Consider the following 17,168-nt stretch of genomic DNA (forward strand, 5'->3'; position numbering starts at 1 on the left):
CAAAGCCCCCATGACCCTGCAGCAGCAACCACTACTGGCCTTCATCACCGGCGCCTCCAGCGGCATCGGCCAGGCCCTGGCCCTGCGCTTTCACCAGGCGGGCTACCGCTTGGCCCTGGTGGCGCGCCGCACCGAGGAGGTCAAGGCCTGGGCGATCGCGCAAGGCATCGACCCTGCAGACTATGAGATCTACAGCGCCGACGTCTCGGTGGTGGACAGCATCATCGCCGCCGGGCGCGACTGCCTTGTGCGCCAGGGCACGCCCGACGTGGTGATCGCCAATGCCGGTATCAGTGTGGGCATGGACACGGCGGTGCGGGGCGACATCGACGTCATGGCCCGCACCTTTGCCACCAACAACATTGGCATGGCCGCCACCTTCCACCCCTTCGTCGATGCCATGGTGCAGCGCAAGAGCGGCACCTTCGTGGGCATCGGCAGCGTGGCCGGCATCCGCGGACTGCCCGGGCATGGCGCCTACTGCGGCAGCAAGGCGGCGGTGATCAGCTACTGCGAGAGCCTGCGCGGCGAGATGCGGCCCCATGGCGTGCGCGTAGTCACCATCTCGCCGGGCTACATCGACACGCCGCTGACCCAGCACAACCGTTATGGCATGCCCTTCCTCATGAAGGCCGGGGATTTTGCCGAGCGGGCATTCCGGGCCATCACTGCAGGCGCCACCTACCGCGTGATCCCCTGGCAGATGGGGGTGGTCGCCAAACTCATGCGCCTGCTGCCCAACGTGGTGTTCGACAAGGCGCTGGCGGGCCGGCCGCGCAAGCGCAGAATGGACGAGTAGCCCCCTGAGTCGCTTCCCGCCGTCCCCCAGCGCGGCGGGGCGGCCCTTGCCATGAAGCATGAAAGGCACTTCCTTGGCAGGCTTCAGACGTGAAAAAAGCCCCCGAAGGGGCTTTGTTGCTGGGGAGCATGGGGCTCAGTAGCCGCCGTTGCCGCCACCGCCGTAACCGCCGCCACCACCACTGCGGCCACCGCCGCCACCGCCGTTGCGCGAACCGGAGCCGTAGGGGCTGCGAAAGCCGCCTTCGCTGCGGCCACCACCACCGTAGCCGCCACCGCCGCCGCCATCACCGCGACCGCCGCCATAGCCACCACCGCCGCCACCTTCACGGCCACCGCCGCCGTAGCCACCGCCTTCACGGCCGCCGCCACCACCGTAGCCGCCACCGCCGCCGCTGCGGCCACCACCACCACCGCCGCCATAACCGCCACCACCGCCGCCGAAACCACCGCTGCGCGGTGGGCGGGGCTCCATCGGACGTGCTTCATTCACCACGATGCTGCGGCCACCCAGGGGCTGGCCGTTCATGCCGTTGATGGCGGCCTGGGCTTCGGGGTCACTGCCCATTTCAACAAATCCGAAACCCTTGGAGCGGCCCGTGTCACGCTCCATCATCACTTTGGCACTGGTCACTGCGCCAAATTGGCCAAAGGCCTGCTCCAGATCGCTGTCACGTACCGAGTACGGCAAATTGCCAACGTACAGTTTGTTGCCCATCGAGGGACTCCTCAAAAACACATGGATAAAGCGATGGAGTCCCGATACCGCAGCCAGCTAATCTCAATGACGCTCTCAGCGCGAAACTGACGGATCACCGCAAACTTGAGACGGGCAAAAGCCCGCCAACCCATTATGCGCCACAAATTTCCCAAAAAAGCAAGCTGCATGACAGCCCCGGGCCCGGTGTGGTGACAATGCCGCAGGCATGAAAAAAGGAGCCCGAAGGCTCCTTTTTTTTGTCGTCAGCAGGCAAAGCCTGCCGGGACGGGTGTGCGCTGCTTAGTAGCTGCTACGGCCACCGCCGTAACCACCACCGCCGCCGCCACCGCTACGGCCGCCACCGCCGCCGCCGTAACCGCCGCCGCCGCCACCACCGTAGCCGCCGCCACCACCACCGCCGCCACCGAAGCCACCGCTACGGGGAGCGCGGGGCTCCATGGGGCGGGCTTCGTTGACCACGAGGTCACGGCCACCGAAGTTGGTGCCATGCACGCCTTGGATGGCGGCTTGTGCTTCGGCATCGCTGCCCATTTCGACAAAGCCGAAACCCTTGGAACGACCGGTGTCGCGCTCCATCATGACCTTGGCGCTGCCAACCGAGCCGTACTGGCTGAAGGTTTGCTGCAGGTCTTCGTCGCGGAAGCTGTAGGGCAGGTTGCCCACGTAAAGTTTGTTGCCCATGAAGGACTCCTGAAAAAACATGAAAACGCGATGGAGCCCGACGCAATCAACAAACCTGTGACGACTTCAAAGACGCGAAACTGACCATTCACCGCTAACCTAACTGCCTTGCTGCTAAGCAGAAAAGCGAGGTCATTATTAATCACTTTTGTCGCTTGTGGGGTTTTATTTCAGCAAACGCTCCGAAGGCCTGCTTTTTATCCACCGGGGGTGGGCAGGGTTTCACCTTAGATTCGTATACAATCACAGCGTCTTTGGGGAGTAGCCCGCCCGGTCGCAACATGCGCCGGGGGCATGCGTCAACATACTTGGGTTCCTTGAAACCTATGGCGCATGCGGTTCTTGAGCTGGGCGAGACCATTGACTGCATGCCGATCCAATGGCCGGAGTCGGGGTGCAGTCAATGTGCGTCTCATAACAATCCGGCCGGATTGACCCCACCCCATGGAAGCCTTCTTCGTTTCGACCGCCATCGTCGCCCTTGCCGAGATGGGCGACAAGACCCAACTGCTGGCACTGGTACTCGCTGCCCGTTTCCGCAAACCCTGGCCCATCGTCCTCGGAATTCTGGTCGCCACGCTGGCCAACCACGGCCTGGCCGGCGCGTTGGGCGCCTGGGTCACCACCATGCTGGGACCGCAGATGCTGCGCTGGATCCTGGGCGCATCCTTCATCGCCATGGCCATCTGGATGCTGATCCCCGACAAGCTCGACGAGGAAGAGACCGGTGGCACCCCGCGCTGGGGCGTCTTCGGCACCACGCTGATCGCCTTCTTCCTGGCCGAGATGGGTGACAAGACGCAGATCGCCACCGTGATGCTCGCCGCCCAGTACAACGCCTACCTGTGGGTGGTGATGGGCACCACGCTCGGCATGATGCTGGCCAATGCCCCCGTGGTGTGGCTGGGCGAGCGCATCACACGGCGCGTGCCGATCCGTGCGGTGCACCTGGTGTCCGCAGGCATCTTCCTGGTCCTGGGCGGCATCGCGCTGTTCGCACCCTTGGCCTCTTCCTGAGGGGGTGCGGCCAGCGCCCGGCTTTGGTATATTCGGTCCTGCGCCGATTTGCCATAGCTTGCGGGCGCTTTATAAATTCTGCTAAAGACCCGACCGACACCCAAACCCCGGCCTCGTTTTTAGCGATGCCGGGTTTTTTTTATGTCGTTCATTGCCACACCCCAGTCCATGCGTTTCGAGGAGGTGCTGCCGCTGCAGAGCGGTGCATCCATCCGCGACTACGTGCTGGCCTACGAAACCTACGGCACGCTCAACGCCGAGCGCTCCAACGCCGTGCTGGTCTGCCACGCCCTGAACGCCTCGCACCACGTGGCCGGCGTCTATGAAGGCCAGCCGCGCAGCGAGGGCTGGTGGGACAACATGATCGGCCCGGGCAAGCCGGTGGACACCAACCGCTTCTTCGTGATCGGCGTGAACAACCTGGGTTCGTGCTTCGGCTCCACCGGCCCCATGCACACCCACCCGGACACGGGCGAGGTCTATGGCGCCGATTTCCCGGTGGTGACGGTTGAGGACTGGGTCAACGCCCAGGCCCGCCTGCTCGACCGGCTGGGCATCACCCAGCTGGCCGCCGTGCTGGGCGGCAGCCTGGGTGGCATGCAGGCCCTGGGCTGGACGCTGCAGTACCCCGACCGCATGCGCCATGCCGTGGTGGTGGCCAGCGCGCCCAATCTCACGGCCGAGAACATCGCCTTCAACGAGGTGGCGCGCCGCGCCATCGTCACCGACCCGGACTTCCACGGTGGCCACTTCTACCGCCACGGCGTGATCCCGCAGCGCGGCCTGCGCATCGCGCGCATGATCGGCCACATCACCTACCTGAGCGACGACGTGATGAACGAGAAGTTCGGACGCCAGCTGCGCGAAGGCCTCACGCCCAAATACTCTACGCAGGACATCGAGTTCCAGATCGAGAGCTATCTGCGCTACCAGGGCGACAAGTTCAGCGAGTATTTCGACGCCAACACCTACCTGCTGATCACGCGCGCGCTCGACTATTTCGACCCGGCGCTGCAGTACGGCGGCAGCCTCACGCAGGCGCTGGCCCGCGCCACGGCGAAGTTTTTGCTCATCAGCTTCACTACCGACTGGCGCTTTTCGCCCCAGCGCAGCCGCGAGATCGTCAAGGCCCTGCTCGACAACCGCCGCCGCGTGAGCTACGCCGAGATCGACGCGCCGCACGGGCACGACGCCTTCCTGCTCGACGACCCGCGCTACATGGACACCATGCGCTCGTATTTCGACGCCATTGCCAAGGAGCACCACGCATGACCGAGAAAGCCACCATGCAGGCGCTGGCGCGCCTGGTACCCGCAGGTTCGCGCGTGCTCGACCTGGGCTGCGGCGATGGTGCCATGCTGTCCTACCTGCAGCGCGAGCGCGGCTGCAGCGGCTACGGCATCGAGATCGCCGACGCCAACGTGCTGGCCTGCGTGCGCCGCGGGGTGGACGTGATCCAGCTCAACCTGGACGAGGGCTTGGCCATGTTCGGCGACAACAGCTTCGACGTGGTGCTGCAGATCGACACACTGCAGCACCTGCGCAACGCCGAGGTGATGCTGCGCGAGACGGCGCGCGTGGGCCGCACCGGCATCGTCGCCTTCCCCAATTTCGCGCACTGGCCCAACCGCCTGTCCATCTTGCGCGGGCGCATGCCGGTCACGCGGCGCCTGCCCTACCAGTGGTACGACACGCCCAACATCCGCGTGGGCACCTACAAGGATTTCGAGGTGCTGGCGCACAAGAACGAGTTGCGCGTGCTCGAATCCTTCGGGCTGCAGGATGGGCGCGAGGTGCGCGTGCTGCCCAACGTGATGGCGGGCACGGCGGTGTTCCACTTCGAGCACGCCTGAGAACCTGGTCCAAGCCCGCACCGGGCGGGGCGCCATGCGCGCGTCACGCAAGGGGTTTATGGTGCGGGGCTTGCGACAACCGCCCCGGAGAACCCCATGCACCTCGCCCCCCTGAAAACCTTTCTCGCTGCCGCCATGGCCACCCTGGCCCTGGGCGCCGCCGCCCAGCAGGCCTGGCCGCCCACCCCCACGGTGATCGCGCACCGCGGCGCCTCGGCGCTGCGCCCGGAGCACACGCTGGCGGCCTACCAGAAGGCCATCGACGATGGCGCGGACATCATCGAACCCGACCTGGTGATCACCAAGGACGGCGTGCTCGTGGCCCGGCACGAGAACGCCATCGCCATCCTCAACCCCGACGGCTCGGTGAAAGAGGCCACCACCGACGTGGTGGACCGCCCCGAGTTCGCGGCGCGCAAGGCCACGCGCAGCATCGACGGCCAGGCCATCACCGGCTGGTTCACCGAGGACTTCACGCTGGCCGAGCTCAAGACCCTGCGCGCGCGCGAGCGCATCCCGGCGCAGCGCCCGGCCAACGTGGCCTACAACGGCCAGTTCGAGATCCCCACGCTGCAGGAGGTGATCGACCTGGCCAAGGCGCAGAGCGCCAAGACCGGCCGCACCATCGGCATCTACCCGGAGACCAAGCACCCGACCTACTTCCAGTCCATCGGCCAGCCGCTGGAAGCACCGCTGCTTGCCGTGCTCGAAAAGAACGGCTGGAACCACAAGGACGCGCCGGTGTTCGTGCAATCCTTCGAGGTGGCCAACCTGCAGGCCATCCGCAAGCTGAGCACGGTGCGCCTGGTGCAGTTGGTGGCGCCCTCAGGCCGGCCTTACGACTTTGTCGCCCAGGGCGCTGCCAACACGCGCAGCTATGCCGACCTGGTCACGGCCGAGGGCCTCAGGCAAGTGGCGACCTACGCCAATGCCGTCGGCCCCTACAAGACACTGGTGGTGCCAGTGAAGGACGGTGCCCTCGGCGAGCCCACGGCACTGGTGGCCAACGCTCGCGCGGCGGGCCTGGCAGTGCATATCTGGACCCTGCGGCCCGAGAACAGTTTCCTGCCCGCCAGCCTGCGCAAGGCCCCGTCCAGCGACGCCAATGCGCGAGGTGACAGCGTGGCCGAGATCACTGCCTACCTGCGCGCGGGCGTGGACGGCTTCTTTACCGACGACTCGGCCGTAGGCCGCGCCGCCGTGCAGGCGTTCACCGGGAAATAATCAGGACGCCGTGTCGGCAGTCGGCGCGCGGCCGCCATGCCGCGCACCCAGGGCGCGCGCCTGCGCCACCCATGCGCCCAGGCGTTTCGCATCGGCCGTGCGCACCGGGCCGAAGCTGCGCACCTTGACCGGCCGGATGCCGCAAAACTCCAGGATGGCCTTCTTCATCTGGTGGTGCCCCGGCATGTGCGTGACCCAGCGGAAGTACCAGGGCGGCGAGTCCATGGTCACCAGCAACTCGGCCGTGCGGCCCGCCAGCAGCTTGTCCCACAGCGACGAGCCCTGGCGGTACTTGAAGGCATACCCGGGCAAAAAGACCCGGTCGATGAAACCCTTCAACAGCGCCGGCATGGCGCCCCACCAGATGGGGTAGACCCAGACCAGGTGCTCGGCCCAGGTAATGTCGGCCTGGGCAGCCAGCAGGTCGGGCTCCAGGGGCTGCTCGCCCCGGTACCCGGCCTGCAGCAGGGGGTCGAAGTGCAGGGTGGACAGGTCCAGCCGCCGCACTTCGGCGCCGGCGGCCTGCGCGCCCTCGGCGTAGGCGGTCGCCATGCCTGCGCACAGGCTGTTGAGGGCAGGGTGGCCAAGGATGACCAGAATGCGTTGCGCCACGAGAACTCCCTAAAAGTGGTTGAGTTCCCCATGTTCACCTTGCCCCACGGGGCAGAGTCAAGCAGCGGGATCAGGCTTTCCGGAAAGAAGCGGCGTCAGGCGGTGGCGTGGCCCACGGGGACCAATTGGCGCAATGGGCCCATGGGCACATCCGGCGCGGCGCAGGCCTGCGGCGTGGCGGGGACTGCCATGGCATCGCAGGCGTACAACTCGGCCTCCAGTGCCGCCAGCTGTCCGTCGAGCACTGCCAGGCGCGCCATCTCCCGGGCCAGCGCCACGCGCCGCTGCGCCAGCAGACCGGCCATGCGTGCCCAACCAGCGCTGCTGTGCAGGTCGGACAGGCCCTCCAGCTGCGCCAGACTGAACCCCAGACCCTGCGCCTGGCGGATGAGCTGCACACGCGCCACGTCGCCCTCGCTGTAGTGGCGGTAGCTGCCATCGCGCGCCACCGTGCCCAGCAGGCCGCGCGCCTCGTACAGGCGGATGGCCTTGGGCGTGGTGCCGGTGCGTTGGGCAAGTTCTCCGATGCGCATGGGGGCGGTTCCTGAAGGGGATGGGCGATGGAGGGGATGGCTCCACCGCAAAATAGTAGCCTACGCACGTCCGGCCTTCCACCTTTTGCCCACCACCATGCCCCAGTTCGCCGCCAACCTGAGCCTGATGTACACCGAGCTGCCGTTCCTCGCGCGTTTTGCCGCCGCCGCGCGCGACGGCTTTGCCGCGGTGGAATGCCAGTTTCCCTATGCCTTCGCCCCGACCGAGCTGGCGGCGCGGCTGGCCGACAACGGCCTGGCGATGGTGCTGCTCAACGCCCCGCCCAGCGGCACCGACCGCGCCAGCATGGCCACGGCCTGGGAGCAGCAGGCGCGCGGCACGGCGGCGATCCCGGGGCGCGAAGCGGAGTTCCGCCGTGGTGTGCAGGAGGCGCTGGAATATGCCGACGCCCTGGGCTGCCCACGCATCCATGTGCTCTCGGGCATGGTGCCGGCCGGGGTGGAGCGCGAATCGCTCAAGGGCCTGTGCGTGGACAACCTGCGCTGGGCGGCGGCCGAGGCTGCGAAGAGCGGGCGCGAGATCCTGATCGAGCCGATCAACCTGCGCGACATGCCGCGCTACTTCCTGAATCGCCAGGACCATGCGCATGAGCTGCTCGACGCGGCGCAGATGGACAACCTCAAGGTGCAGATGGACCTGTACCACTGCCAGATCGTGGAGGGCGACGTGGCCAGCAAGCTGCGCCGCTACCTGCCCACGGGCCGCGTGTCGCACCTGCAGGTGGCGGGCGTGCCCGAGCGCCAGGAGCCCGACCGGGGCGAGCTGCACTACCCTTACCTGTTCGACCTGATCGACAGCCTGGGCTACGCCGGCTGGGTGGGCTGCGAGTACCGGCCGGCCGCCGGCACCTCCGAAGGCCTCGGATGGCTTGAGAGGACGCAATCAGGCCACTGACTCCCGGCTAAGCAGGTGTGGTACGCAGCTCTGCGTAAGGGAATGCGTGAATAAATGTAACAGGCACTCGGGCTTAGAGTGAACGCAGACCGGCACAGCCGGCAATGCGCATTCACTTTCAGGAGACAAACCCCGTGTCAGCCCCCCTTGCCAACAACCGTTCCGTCGCACGCCAGGTCACGCTCATGGCCATTGCCCTGGTGGCGCTGGTCATGGTGCTCGTGGGCCTGGCCATCGCCGTGCTGACCGAGCGCAACACGCGCGCCCAATTGATCGCCAGCGTGGGCGACACCGCGCAGAGCGTGGCCCAGTCGCTGGACGCAGCCGACAACACCAACCGCGAACTGGTGCAGCTCACGATGAAGGGCTTTCAGCGCTACTTCGACGCAGCCATGCACCTGGACGAGGCCACCGGCGAGCTGCGCAGCTACGGCGCGCTGGTCAACGAGGACTATGGCTCGGTGGACAAGTTCGCCAATGAGACCGGGGGCATCGCCACCGTGTTCGCGCGCAAGGGCGAGGAGTTCATGCGCATCACCACCTCGGTCAAGAACGACAAGGGCGAGCGCCAGCAGGGCACGCCACTGGCGCGCACCGACCCGGCCTATGCGGCCGTGAGCAAGGGCGAGCCCTACACCGGCGTCACGGTGGTGGGCGGCAAGCCCTACATGGGCCACTACCTGCCGACCAAGGACGGTGCCGGCAAGGTCACCGCCGTGCTGTTCATCGGCAACGACATCAGCGTGTTCCATACCATGCTGCAAAAGCAGGTCGCGCAGACGCGCTTCTTCGAGCATGGCGGCACCTACGTGGTGAACCCCGGCGCCGGGCTGGACAAGGCCCAGTTCGTTTACCACCCGAGCGCCGGCGGCAAGCGCGTGCTGGAGGCCTACCCCCAGGCCGGCCCGTTCCTGGAGGCGCTGGCCGCCTCGCAGGACGGCTATGTGCGCGAGGCCGTGCCGCTGCTGGGCCAAGGCGCAGAGGACCCCTTCGCCCTGGTGCGCAAGACCGCTGGCGGCTGGTGGGTGGTGGCCGAGGTGCCCTACGGGGAGGCCATGGCCGGCCAGCGCCGCGTGACCCTGGCCGTGTGGGCGCTGATGGCGGTGGCCGTGGCGTTGCTGGCCGTGGGCCTGTTCCTGATGCTGCGCCGCGGCGTGAGCCGCCCGCTGCGCGACCTGACCCAGGCCATCACCCTGGTGGCGCAGGGCGACCTGACGCAGGTGTTCCACACCACGCGGCGCGACGAGATCGGTGCGCTGGTGCAGGAGGTCGAGGGCATGCGCCAGCGCTACACGCAGATGCTGCAGCAGGTACGCACCGCCGTGGACAGCATCGGCACCGCCAGCGCCGAGATCGCCAGCGGCAACCAGGACCTGTCGGCCCGCACCGAGGCCACGGCCAGCAGCCTGGCGCAGACGGCCCAGAGCATGGACCATCTGACCACCACCGTGCGCCAGTCGGCCGATGCCGCGCGCCAGGCCAACCAGTTGGCCAACACCGCCGCCGAAGTGGCCGCGCGCGGCGGGCAGGTGGTGGGCGAGGTGGTGACCACCATGGGCGAGATCAACCAGAGTTCGCGCAAGATCGCCGACATCATCGGCGTGATCGACTCGATTGCCTTCCAGACCAACATCCTGGCGCTGAATGCCGCCGTGGAAGCGGCCCGCGCCGGCGAGCAGGGCCGGGGCTTTGCCGTGGTGGCCAGCGAGGTGCGCAGCCTGGCCGGACGCAGCGCGGACGCGGCCAAGGAGATCAAGCAACTGATCAACGCCTCGGTGGAGCGCGTCGAATCGGGCGCGCGACTGGTGCACAACGCGGGCACGACCATGGACGAGATCGTGGGCTCGGTGCAGCGCGTGGGCCACATCATCGGCGAGATCACGGCCGCCTCGGGCGCGCAGTCGGACGGCATCGGCCAGGTCAACACCGCCGTGAACCAGCTCGACCAGATGACGCAGCAGAACGCCGCCCTGGTCGAGGAATCGGCCGCCGCCGCGCACAGCCTGCGCGAACAGGCCACCCGGCTGGCCGGCGCGGTGCAGGTATTCAAGCTCTCGGGCGTGCCGGCACTGGGCCTGTCGGCGGTGGAGGTGCCCGCCCTGCAGTAGGCGTGGCCGGCACTTTTTCTGACGGGAGTGGGCGGCACCATCGTTTATCCTGAACTCCCTGCGGCCTTTGCCGCCCGTCCCGACTAAGCGCCATGGTTCCCTTCACTGCCGACGTGCCCACCATGCTGGTGATGATCATCCTGTCATCGCTGGCGGCTGCCTTGGCGATGGCCGTCGTGACCTGGGGCAAGCGCCGCGAAGGGGTGGAGCTGTGGGCCCTGGGCCTGCTGCTCAATGCCATGGCCTATGCCCTGTTCGCATCGCGCGGCCACATCCATGCCTTGCTGTCCATCGTGCTGGGCAATGTGCTGCTCAGCTGCATGTTCACCTGCCTGGCGGCAGCCCTGCTGCAATTCCAGGGCCGGCCGCTGCCCTGGCCCACCATGGCGGTCGCGCCGGTGCTCATGGCCGCCGGCATGGCCTGGTTCATCGACGACTATGCCGCGCGCGTGGTGCTGGCCGGGCTGCTGCTGGGGGCGCTGAACCTGTGGGCGCTGTGGATCCTGTTCTCGCGACGCGGGTCCACGCCCGGCCGCGGCGCCTGGCTGGTCATGGCGGTCCTGGCCCTGCAGGCGCTGGTGTTCCTGGTGCGCGTGGCCGTGATCGGCGGCAGCGACGATCCGGCCACCGGCATCATGCAGTCCAGCGGCGTGCAGACGCTGACCTTCAGCACCACCTTCATCGAGCTGATGGTGGCCACCATGGGCTTCATCTTCATGGCCCGGGACCGGGCAGACGAGAACAACCGCCGCTTGGCGGCGCTGGACCCCCTGACCGGCGTGGCCAACCGGCGCGCGGCCATCTCGGCGCTGGACCGCGACGTGGCGCGCGCGGTGCGCACGCGCGAATCCATCTCGGTGATGATGGTGGACATCGACCACTTCAAGCGCGTCAACGACCATTACGGCCACCCCGTGGGCGACCAGGTGCTGTGCCACGTGGTCAACCTGCTGCGCGAGCGCCTGCGATCACAGGACCTGGTGAGCCGCTATGGGGGCGAGGAATTCCTCGTGGTGCTGCCCGACACCGACCTGATCGGCGCCCACCAGGTGGCGCGCCAGCTGTGCGAGTCGGTGTCCGGCGCGCGCTACCGGCACGAGGGCAAGGACATCAGCGTCACGGTGAGCATTGGCGTCTTCGGCGGCCGGCTCGAGCCGGGCGACAGCTGGGACATGCTGATCTCGGCCGCCGACCGGGCCCTGTACCGGGCCAAGGAGCTCGGGCGCAACCGGGTGGAGGCGGCCTTGGCCCTGCACCCGCCCTCGTCACCCTCCTCGCTCGACTCCAATCCCGAGACGCTGCCAACGTCTGAATACTGACCCGTGGCGCGCTGGCGCGCGTTGTGTTGGAATGTCGGTTTCATCCCATCCCGCCAGAGGAACACCACCATGAACGCCCGCGTCCCCCCCCACGCCCTGCAACCCGCACTGGCGCTTGAGCGGGTGAGTCAGGCGTGGGACACCGACATCCTGCGCCAGCTCACCGACTACATCGCCATCCCCGCCAAGTCGCCCGGCTTTGCCCCCGACTGGGCCGAGCTGGGCCTGCTCGACACCGTGGTGCGCAATGCCGCCACCTGGGTCGAAGCCCAGAAGGTGGCCGGCCTGCGCCTGGAGATCGTGCGCCTGGCAGGCCGTACCCCCGTGCTGTTCTTCGAGATCGACGCCACCGCGCCCGCCTCGGCCCAGACCGTGCTGATGTATGGCCACCTGGACAAGCAGCCCGAGTTCTCGGGCTGGCGCAACGACCTGGGCCCCTGGACGCCCAAGTACGAGGACGGCAAGCTCTACGGCCGCGGCGGCGCCGACGACGGCTATGCGGTGTACGCCAGCATTGCCGCCGTGCAGGAGCTCAAGCGCCAGAACGTGCCGCACCCGCGCATCGTGGGCCTGATCGAGACCTGCGAGGAAAGCGGCTCGGGCGACCTGCTGCCCTACATCAACGCCCTGAAGACCCGCATGGGCGACGTGGCGCTGGTGGTCTGCATGGACTCGGGCGCCGGCAACTATGACCAGTTGTGGCTCACCACCAGCCTGCGCGGCATGGCCAGCGGCACGCTCAAGGTCGAGGTGCTGACCGAAGGCATCCACTCGGGCGACGCCTCGGGCCTGGTGCCCTCGTCGTTCCGCATCATGCGCCAGGTGCTCGACCGGCTGGAAGACAGCGCCACCGGCCGCCTGCTGCCCGCCAGCTTCCACTGCGAGGTGCCAGCGGACCGCCTGGCCCAGGCCCGCGCCACGGCCGCCATCCTGGGCGAGGAGGTGTACAGGCGCTTCCCCTGGGCACACTACGACTGCGGCGGCTCCACCGCCTTCGCGCTGCCCACCACCACCGACCCGCTGCAGGCCCTGCTCAACCGCACCTGGACACCCACGCTCAGCGTGACCGGCGCCGAAGGCTTTCCGGCCCTTCAGGACGCGGGCAATGTGCTGCGCCCCTACACCGCCTTCAAGCTCAGCCTGCGCCTGCCCCCGCTGGTGGACGCGGCCCAGGCCGTACAGGAGCTCAAGACACTGCTGGAGGACAACGCCCCCTACCAGGCCCGGGTCACCTTCGACCACGGCGGCGGTGCCACGGGCTGGAACGCCCCGGCCACCACTCCCTGGTTCGAGCGGGCGCTCAACGAGGCATCAGAGGCGCACTTCGGCGCGCCCTGCGGCTACATCGGCCAGGGTGGCACCATCCCGCTCATGAACATGCTCAGCGAAGGCTTCCCTCAGGCGCAGATGATGGTCTGCGGCGTGCTCGGCCCCAAGAGCAATGCCCACGGCCCCAACGAGTTCCTGCATGTGCCGTATGCCAAGCGCCTCACGGCATCGGTGGCCCACGTGATCGCGGCCATGGCCGCCGAGCAGGCTGCGCCAGCCACCCCGGCCTGAGAGGCTGAGAGTCTTTCCTCCTGCGCCCTGCCTTGGCGGGGCGCCGGTTTACCGCTTCCCTGTTGCAGGCCCTGATGATGGACAAACGCGCTTTTCTACAGACCTTCACCGCATCGGCCCTGGCATCCACCCAGCTGGGTGCCTGGGCGCAGCCCGCACCCGTGCCGGCAAAGGGTGCGCAGCACCAGCTGTCAGGCACCGGCAGCGATGGCAAGCCGGTCATATTGTCCGACTTCAAGGGCAAGGTCTGCCTAGTGAGCTTTTTCACCGCCGGCTGCGCCCTGTGCGTCAACGAGCTGCGCCTGATGCGCGAGTTCTACACCAACAACCGCCAGCGCGACTTCGTGCTGCTGGGGGTGAACCTGGACGACAAGAGCGCGGATTTCATGCAGTACATCGACCTGCTCAAGGTGTCCGTGCCGGCGGAGCAGCGCTTTCCCATCGCCTGGCGCAACGCCCCAGGCCACCAGGACAGCTTCGGAGCCATCACGCGCAGGCCCACGCACTATGTGCTCAACCGCCAGCACCAGCAGGTGCTGCGGCGCGAGGGCAGTTTCCAGCCCACCGATTGGGACGACCTCTGGATCTCGCTGAACTAGGGCCTGTTAACACGCCCTGAACCGTTGGGTACTCGCCATGGCCCGGACCTGCCGGGTCTGGCCCTGCATGAAATCCATTGACGGCGCTGCACGGCCCCGTCACGATGCCTGCATGCGGCAGATTGTTGCCTGCACGAACCTTTCCTGTCCGCCCCCGGGCCACGACGCTCACTTCTGCCGCCCTGTCCGATGACCGAACCCGCTCCCTCCACCCTGACCACCTTCACCGCCAGCGACGGGGAGAATCTGGCCGTCCAGGACTGGCCGCTGCCACCGGGCCAGGCCCAGCGGGGCACCGTGCTGCTGGTGCATGGCCTGGGGGAGCATGTGGGCCGCTACGACGCGCTGGCGCGGCAGTTGGGGGGCTGGGGCTTTGCCGTGCGCGGCTACGACCAGTACGGCCACGGCGAATCGAGTGGCCCGCGCGGCGGGCTCACCACCGACAGCCGGCTGCTCGACGACCTGGCCGACATGGTGGACGCTGTGCGCGCCCGCACCCCCGAGGGCTTGCCGCTGGTGCTGCTGGGCCACAGCATGGGCGGGCTGGTGGCCTCGCGCTTCGTCGCACTCGGCGTGCGGCCCGTGGATGCGCTGGTGCTGTCGTCCCCGGCGCTGGACCCGGGCCTGGGCGCGGTGCAAAAGCTGCTGCTGGCCACCTTGCCGCGCCTGGCACCCAACCTGCGCGTGGGCAACGGCCTGGATGCGCAGTACCTCTCGCACGACAATGCCGTGCCGGTCGCCTACCTGGCAGACCCACTGTGCCATGACCGCATCAGTGCGCGCCTGGCGCGCTTCATTGCCGACGGCGGCCCGGCCACCGTGGCCGCAGCGGCCCAGTGGAAAGTGCCGACCCTGCTGATGTGGGCCGGCAGCGACAGGCTGGTGAACCCCGCTGGCAGCCGCGCCTTTGCGGCCGCCGCACCCAGCGCCCGGGTGCAGTCGCGCTGTTTCGAACCGCTGTACCACGAGCTGTTCAACGAGCGCTCCGATCTGGCTGCCCCCGTGTTCGAGACCCTGCGCCAGTGGCTGGACATGCGCTGCCCGGCACGCGCCAACAACGCGGCCACCCGGGGCCGGCTCGCTTCCGTCGCCTGAACGTGATCGGCCAGGGCCTGTAGACCAGCCCCGGTGATTCCTGCGTGCGGCTTACTTGCTCAGCAGGCCGCCGAGCATGCCGAACAGGTCGCTGCTGTGGCCCAGGCCGCCCTGGGGCGCATGGCCCTGCGGCGTGAGCTGGTCGAGCAGCCCCGGCAGCACCTGCGCCAGCTGGTTCGCCGCATCCGACTGGCCCACGCCCAGCTGCGATGCCACCTGCGACAGCGGGCCGGAGCCGAGCACGCGCGAGAGCTGGTCGCCCGAGATGGCCTGGTTGGTGCCAGAGCCGAGCCACGAGGCGATCATGTCGCCCAGCCCGGCCTGCTGGAATTTGGCCATCAGGCCGGGCAAGCCACCCACCGGGCCGTCATTGCTCACCAGCGACAGCACCGCCTGGATGAGCTGCGGATTCTGTGCGGCCAGCGCCACCAGCCCGCCCAGGCCACCACCGCCTTGCGCGGCCGAAGCACCGCCATGGCCCTGCGACGCGTTCTGAATGACAGCGCCCAGCACTGAATCGAGCAAACCCATGGTGATCTCCTGAAAAAAGTCAGGGCAGGGCCGAAGCAGCCCGCCACCCGGAGATGGTACGCAGGCCAGGGCAGGCCCTGGTGTCAACAATGGTGAATTGTCCTACTGAGGGCCGCCGGTCGATAGGAGACCGCAAGCCTGCGGACTCACTTGGTGCGCGCAGGGCGCTTTTCGAGCAGGGGCTGGCTGATGCCCTGCACACCGACCAGGCCGAGCACGGTGACCAGCGAGTTCTGCGCACCCTTCCAGGCATCGGTCATGTCGATCCATTCCGACAGCGCGTGAAAGCCCCCGGTCTTGCCGCCGCCACCGATCACGATGGCCGGGATGCCCAGGGACATGGGCACGTTGGCGTCGGTGCTGGCACCGCTGAGCACCGTCTTGTGGCCGAACGCCGTGTTGGAGCGCACGGCGGCCTCGACCAGGATCGCATCCACCGGGGTGCGGCCGCCTGGGCGGTCGCCGATCAGCTTGCTGGACGCGCTCAGCGTGGTCACGCCCCAGCGCTGGTTTTCCTCCGCCACGGCCGCGTCCACGGCTGCCAGCACCTGCTTTTCGGTGGCCAGCAGCGGCTCCATCGCGTCGGAGCGGATGTCCACGGCCATGCGCGCCTCGGGGGCGATGGTGTTCACAGAAGTGCCGCCGCCCACCGTGCCCACGGTGAAGGTGGTCTTGGGCGAGGTCGGCGTGCGGATCTCGGAGATCTTGGCAATCGCCCGGCCCATGCCGTGGATGGCGCTCGGCACCTGGCCGAAGGCGGCATAGCTGTGGCCGCCCGGGCCCTTGAAGGTGACCTCGTGGCGGTGGCTGCCCGTGCCGAGCACCAGAACGGTGCCGTCCGGGGCGGGCTCCAGGGCCACCATGCCGTCGATGTCCAGGTGCTCGGCGAACAGGTGCTTCATGCCGCGCAGGTTACCGAGTTCCTCCTCGCCCACGTTGCCCACGAACACCAGGTCGCCCACGGTGGCGATGCGGTTGTCGTTGAGCACCTTGAGCCAGGACAGCAACACGGCCAGGCCGCGCGTGTTGTCGGAGATGCCGGGCGCATACAGGCGGCCGTCGCGCTCCTTGACCTTCACGTCGGTGCCCGCCGGGAACACCGTGTCCATATGGGCCGAGATCACCAGCTTGGGGCCCTGGCCCGTGCCCTTGCGCACGCCGACCACGTTGCCTTCGGCGTCGATGGCCGCATCGGTGAGCCCCAGCGCCTTCAGCCGGGTGAGGAAGGCTTCAGCGCGCTTTTGCTCCTTGAAGGGCGGCGCCTCGATCTCGGTGAGCAGCTTCAGGTCGCCGATCGAGCGCTCGTGGTCGGCCTTGACGGCCTCGAGCAGCTTCTGGATCTGCGGGGCGGCCATGAGCTGGGTGTAGGCCTGGTCCACGGCGGGGCGCAACTGGGTAGGCGTGGGGGCGACGGCCTGGGCATGGGCCGCACCGCCCAGCAGGGTGGCGACGGACAGGGCAACGGCGCTGGCCGCGAAGGCGAAACGGGGGGTACGGGTCTGGATCATGATGGAAAGGAAAATTGACGAAACTACAAGAACGCGGACCACCTGGCAGACGACAAGCGGCACACTGCAACGGAGCAATTGTTGGGCCGCAGC

Annotated in this window: 17 protein-coding genes and 1 riboswitch; of the genes, 11 read left to right on the forward strand and 6 right to left on the reverse strand. The window is 67.9% G+C overall.

Going from position 1 to position 17,168, the window contains the following annotated elements; all coding sequences use genetic code 11:
- Positions 1–10: 10 nt before the first annotated feature.
- Positions 11–799 (forward strand): SDR family oxidoreductase, encoded by a 789-nt coding sequence (locus ACSQ3Y_RS01235; protein WP_436176172.1) that lies wholly within the window; start codon positions 11–13, stop codon positions 797–799.
- Positions 800–934: 135 nt separating this feature from the next.
- On the opposite strand, the gene ACSQ3Y_RS01240 is transcribed toward ACSQ3Y_RS01235, so the two are convergent.
- Both ACSQ3Y_RS01240 and ACSQ3Y_RS01245 read right to left on the reverse strand, forming a co-directional pair.
- Positions 935–1,516, reverse strand: a complete 582-nt coding sequence (locus ACSQ3Y_RS01240; RefSeq protein WP_436176173.1) for an RNA recognition motif domain-containing protein — start codon at positions 1,514–1,516, stop codon at positions 935–937.
- Between the two features lie 282 nt (positions 1,517–1,798).
- Entirely contained in the window at positions 1,799–2,200 is a 402-nt protein-coding gene (locus tag ACSQ3Y_RS01245; protein ID WP_057200811.1) for an RNA recognition motif domain-containing protein, read from the reverse strand.
- Between the two features lie 244 nt (positions 2,201–2,444).
- Positions 2,445–2,623: riboswitch (yybP-ykoY riboswitch) on the forward strand.
- A 21-nt stretch (positions 2,624–2,644) separates the two neighbouring features.
- Between ACSQ3Y_RS01245 and ACSQ3Y_RS01250 the strand changes: the two genes are divergently transcribed.
- The 4 genes from ACSQ3Y_RS01250 (at position 2,645) to ACSQ3Y_RS01265 (ending at position 6,294) form a co-directional block, all read left to right on the forward strand.
- Positions 2,645–3,217 (forward strand): TMEM165/GDT1 family protein, encoded by a 573-nt coding sequence (locus ACSQ3Y_RS01250; RefSeq protein ID WP_057200536.1) that lies wholly within the window; start codon positions 2,645–2,647, stop codon positions 3,215–3,217.
- A 141-nt stretch (positions 3,218–3,358) separates the two neighbouring features.
- Positions 3,359–4,489: a homoserine O-succinyltransferase MetX gene (metX, locus tag ACSQ3Y_RS01255; RefSeq protein ID WP_057200535.1), complete on the forward strand. Its 1,131-nt coding sequence runs from the start codon at positions 3,359–3,361 to the stop codon at positions 4,487–4,489.
- Positions 4,486–5,070: a methionine biosynthesis protein MetW gene (gene metW / locus ACSQ3Y_RS01260; RefSeq protein WP_057266946.1), complete on the forward strand. Its 585-nt coding sequence runs from the start codon at positions 4,486–4,488 to the stop codon at positions 5,068–5,070. Before metX ends, metW begins: the two co-directional genes overlap by 4 nt.
- A gap of 96 nt (positions 5,071–5,166) precedes the next feature.
- Positions 5,167–6,294: a glycerophosphodiester phosphodiesterase gene (locus tag ACSQ3Y_RS01265; RefSeq protein WP_436176174.1), complete on the forward strand. Its 1,128-nt coding sequence runs from the start codon at positions 5,167–5,169 to the stop codon at positions 6,292–6,294.
- Here the strand turns inward: ACSQ3Y_RS01265 and ACSQ3Y_RS01270 are convergent, their stop codons facing one another.
- Both ACSQ3Y_RS01270 and ACSQ3Y_RS01275 read right to left on the reverse strand, forming a co-directional pair.
- Positions 6,295–6,906: an NAD(P)H-dependent oxidoreductase gene (locus tag ACSQ3Y_RS01270; protein WP_436176175.1), complete on the reverse strand. Its 612-nt coding sequence runs from the start codon at positions 6,904–6,906 to the stop codon at positions 6,295–6,297.
- Positions 6,907–7,001: 95 nt separating this feature from the next.
- Positions 7,002–7,439, reverse strand: coding sequence for a MerR family transcriptional regulator (locus tag ACSQ3Y_RS01275; protein WP_436176176.1), 438 nt, complete (start codon positions 7,437–7,439; stop codon positions 7,002–7,004).
- 97 nt (positions 7,440–7,536) lie between these two features.
- Here ACSQ3Y_RS01275 and otnI point away from each other — a divergent pair, with 97 nt between their 5' ends.
- The 6 genes from otnI (at position 7,537) to ACSQ3Y_RS01305 (ending at position 15,036) form a co-directional block, all read left to right on the forward strand.
- A complete protein-coding gene (gene otnI, locus ACSQ3Y_RS01280) occupies positions 7,537–8,355 on the forward strand; it encodes a 2-oxo-tetronate isomerase (RefSeq protein ID WP_436176177.1) in 819 nt (272 codons plus the stop codon).
- 134 nt (positions 8,356–8,489) lie between these two features.
- Positions 8,490–10,463: a methyl-accepting chemotaxis protein gene (locus ACSQ3Y_RS01285; RefSeq protein WP_057266942.1), complete on the forward strand. Its 1,974-nt coding sequence runs from the start codon at positions 8,490–8,492 to the stop codon at positions 10,461–10,463.
- A gap of 92 nt (positions 10,464–10,555) precedes the next feature.
- On the forward strand, positions 10,556–11,782 hold the full coding sequence (locus ACSQ3Y_RS01290) for a GGDEF domain-containing protein (RefSeq protein ID WP_436176178.1): 1,227 nt from the start codon (positions 10,556–10,558) through the stop codon (positions 11,780–11,782).
- A gap of 69 nt (positions 11,783–11,851) precedes the next feature.
- A complete protein-coding gene (locus ACSQ3Y_RS01295) occupies positions 11,852–13,342 on the forward strand; it encodes a M20 family metallopeptidase (protein WP_436176179.1) in 1,491 nt (496 codons plus the stop codon).
- A gap of 77 nt (positions 13,343–13,419) precedes the next feature.
- On the forward strand, positions 13,420–13,941 hold the full coding sequence (locus ACSQ3Y_RS01300) for a TlpA family protein disulfide reductase (RefSeq protein ID WP_436176180.1): 522 nt from the start codon (positions 13,420–13,422) through the stop codon (positions 13,939–13,941).
- A gap of 189 nt (positions 13,942–14,130) precedes the next feature.
- Complete coding sequence (locus ACSQ3Y_RS01305) at positions 14,131–15,036, forward strand: alpha/beta hydrolase (protein ID WP_057266938.1); 906 nt, start codon at positions 14,131–14,133, stop codon at positions 15,034–15,036.
- A 51-nt stretch (positions 15,037–15,087) separates the two neighbouring features.
- Here ACSQ3Y_RS01305 and ACSQ3Y_RS01310 read toward each other — a convergent pair whose 3' ends face one another.
- A complete protein-coding gene (locus tag ACSQ3Y_RS01310; protein WP_057200525.1) occupies positions 15,088–15,567 on the reverse strand; it encodes a YidB family protein in 480 nt (159 codons plus the stop codon).
- 146 nt (positions 15,568–15,713) lie between these two features.
- Positions 15,714–17,075 carry a M20/M25/M40 family metallo-hydrolase gene (locus tag ACSQ3Y_RS01315; RefSeq protein ID WP_157412365.1) on the reverse strand — a complete coding sequence of 454 codons (1,362 nt, stop codon included), beginning with the start codon at positions 17,073–17,075 and terminating at the stop codon, positions 15,714–15,716.
- Positions 17,076–17,168: the final 93 nt, after the last annotated feature.

The organism is Acidovorax sp. LjRoot66, from assembly GCF_964253305.1.
In the GTDB taxonomy this organism is placed as follows: domain Bacteria; phylum Pseudomonadota; class Gammaproteobacteria; order Burkholderiales; family Burkholderiaceae_C; genus Acidovorax.

What these genes read in the sequence shown, in the direction of transcription:
- ACSQ3Y_RS01310 (WP_057200525.1), bottom strand. Translation starts at nt 15,567, where the DNA reads ATGGGTTTGCTCGATTCAGTGCTGGGCGCTGTCATTCAGAACGCGTCG.
- ACSQ3Y_RS01315 (WP_157412365.1), bottom strand. Translation starts at nt 17,075, where the DNA reads ATGATCCAGACCCGTACCCCCCGTTTCGCCTTCGCGGCCAGCGCCGTT.
- metW (WP_057266946.1), top strand. Translation starts at nt 4,486, where the DNA reads ATGACCGAGAAAGCCACCATGCAGGCGCTGGCGCGCCTGGTACCCGCA.
- ACSQ3Y_RS01265 (WP_436176174.1), top strand. Translation starts at nt 5,167, where the DNA reads ATGCACCTCGCCCCCCTGAAAACCTTTCTCGCTGCCGCCATGGCCACC.
- ACSQ3Y_RS01240 (WP_436176173.1), bottom strand. Translation starts at nt 1,516, where the DNA reads ATGGGCAACAAACTGTACGTTGGCAATTTGCCGTACTCGGTACGTGAC.
- metX (WP_057200535.1), top strand. Translation starts at nt 3,359, where the DNA reads ATGTCGTTCATTGCCACACCCCAGTCCATGCGTTTCGAGGAGGTGCTG.
- ACSQ3Y_RS01295 (WP_436176179.1), top strand. Translation starts at nt 11,852, where the DNA reads ATGAACGCCCGCGTCCCCCCCCACGCCCTGCAACCCGCACTGGCGCTT.
- ACSQ3Y_RS01275 (WP_436176176.1), bottom strand. Translation starts at nt 7,439, where the DNA reads ATGCGCATCGGAGAACTTGCCCAACGCACCGGCACCACGCCCAAGGCC.
- ACSQ3Y_RS01235 (WP_436176172.1), top strand. Translation starts at nt 11, where the DNA reads ATGACCCTGCAGCAGCAACCACTACTGGCCTTCATCACCGGCGCCTCC.
- ACSQ3Y_RS01245 (WP_057200811.1), bottom strand. Translation starts at nt 2,200, where the DNA reads ATGGGCAACAAACTTTACGTGGGCAACCTGCCCTACAGCTTCCGCGAC.
- otnI (WP_436176177.1), top strand. Translation starts at nt 7,537, where the DNA reads ATGCCCCAGTTCGCCGCCAACCTGAGCCTGATGTACACCGAGCTGCCG.
- ACSQ3Y_RS01300 (WP_436176180.1), top strand. Translation starts at nt 13,420, where the DNA reads ATGGACAAACGCGCTTTTCTACAGACCTTCACCGCATCGGCCCTGGCA.
- ACSQ3Y_RS01290 (WP_436176178.1), top strand. Translation starts at nt 10,556, where the DNA reads ATGGTTCCCTTCACTGCCGACGTGCCCACCATGCTGGTGATGATCATC.
- ACSQ3Y_RS01305 (WP_057266938.1), top strand. Translation starts at nt 14,131, where the DNA reads ATGACCGAACCCGCTCCCTCCACCCTGACCACCTTCACCGCCAGCGAC.
- ACSQ3Y_RS01250 (WP_057200536.1), top strand. Translation starts at nt 2,645, where the DNA reads ATGGAAGCCTTCTTCGTTTCGACCGCCATCGTCGCCCTTGCCGAGATG.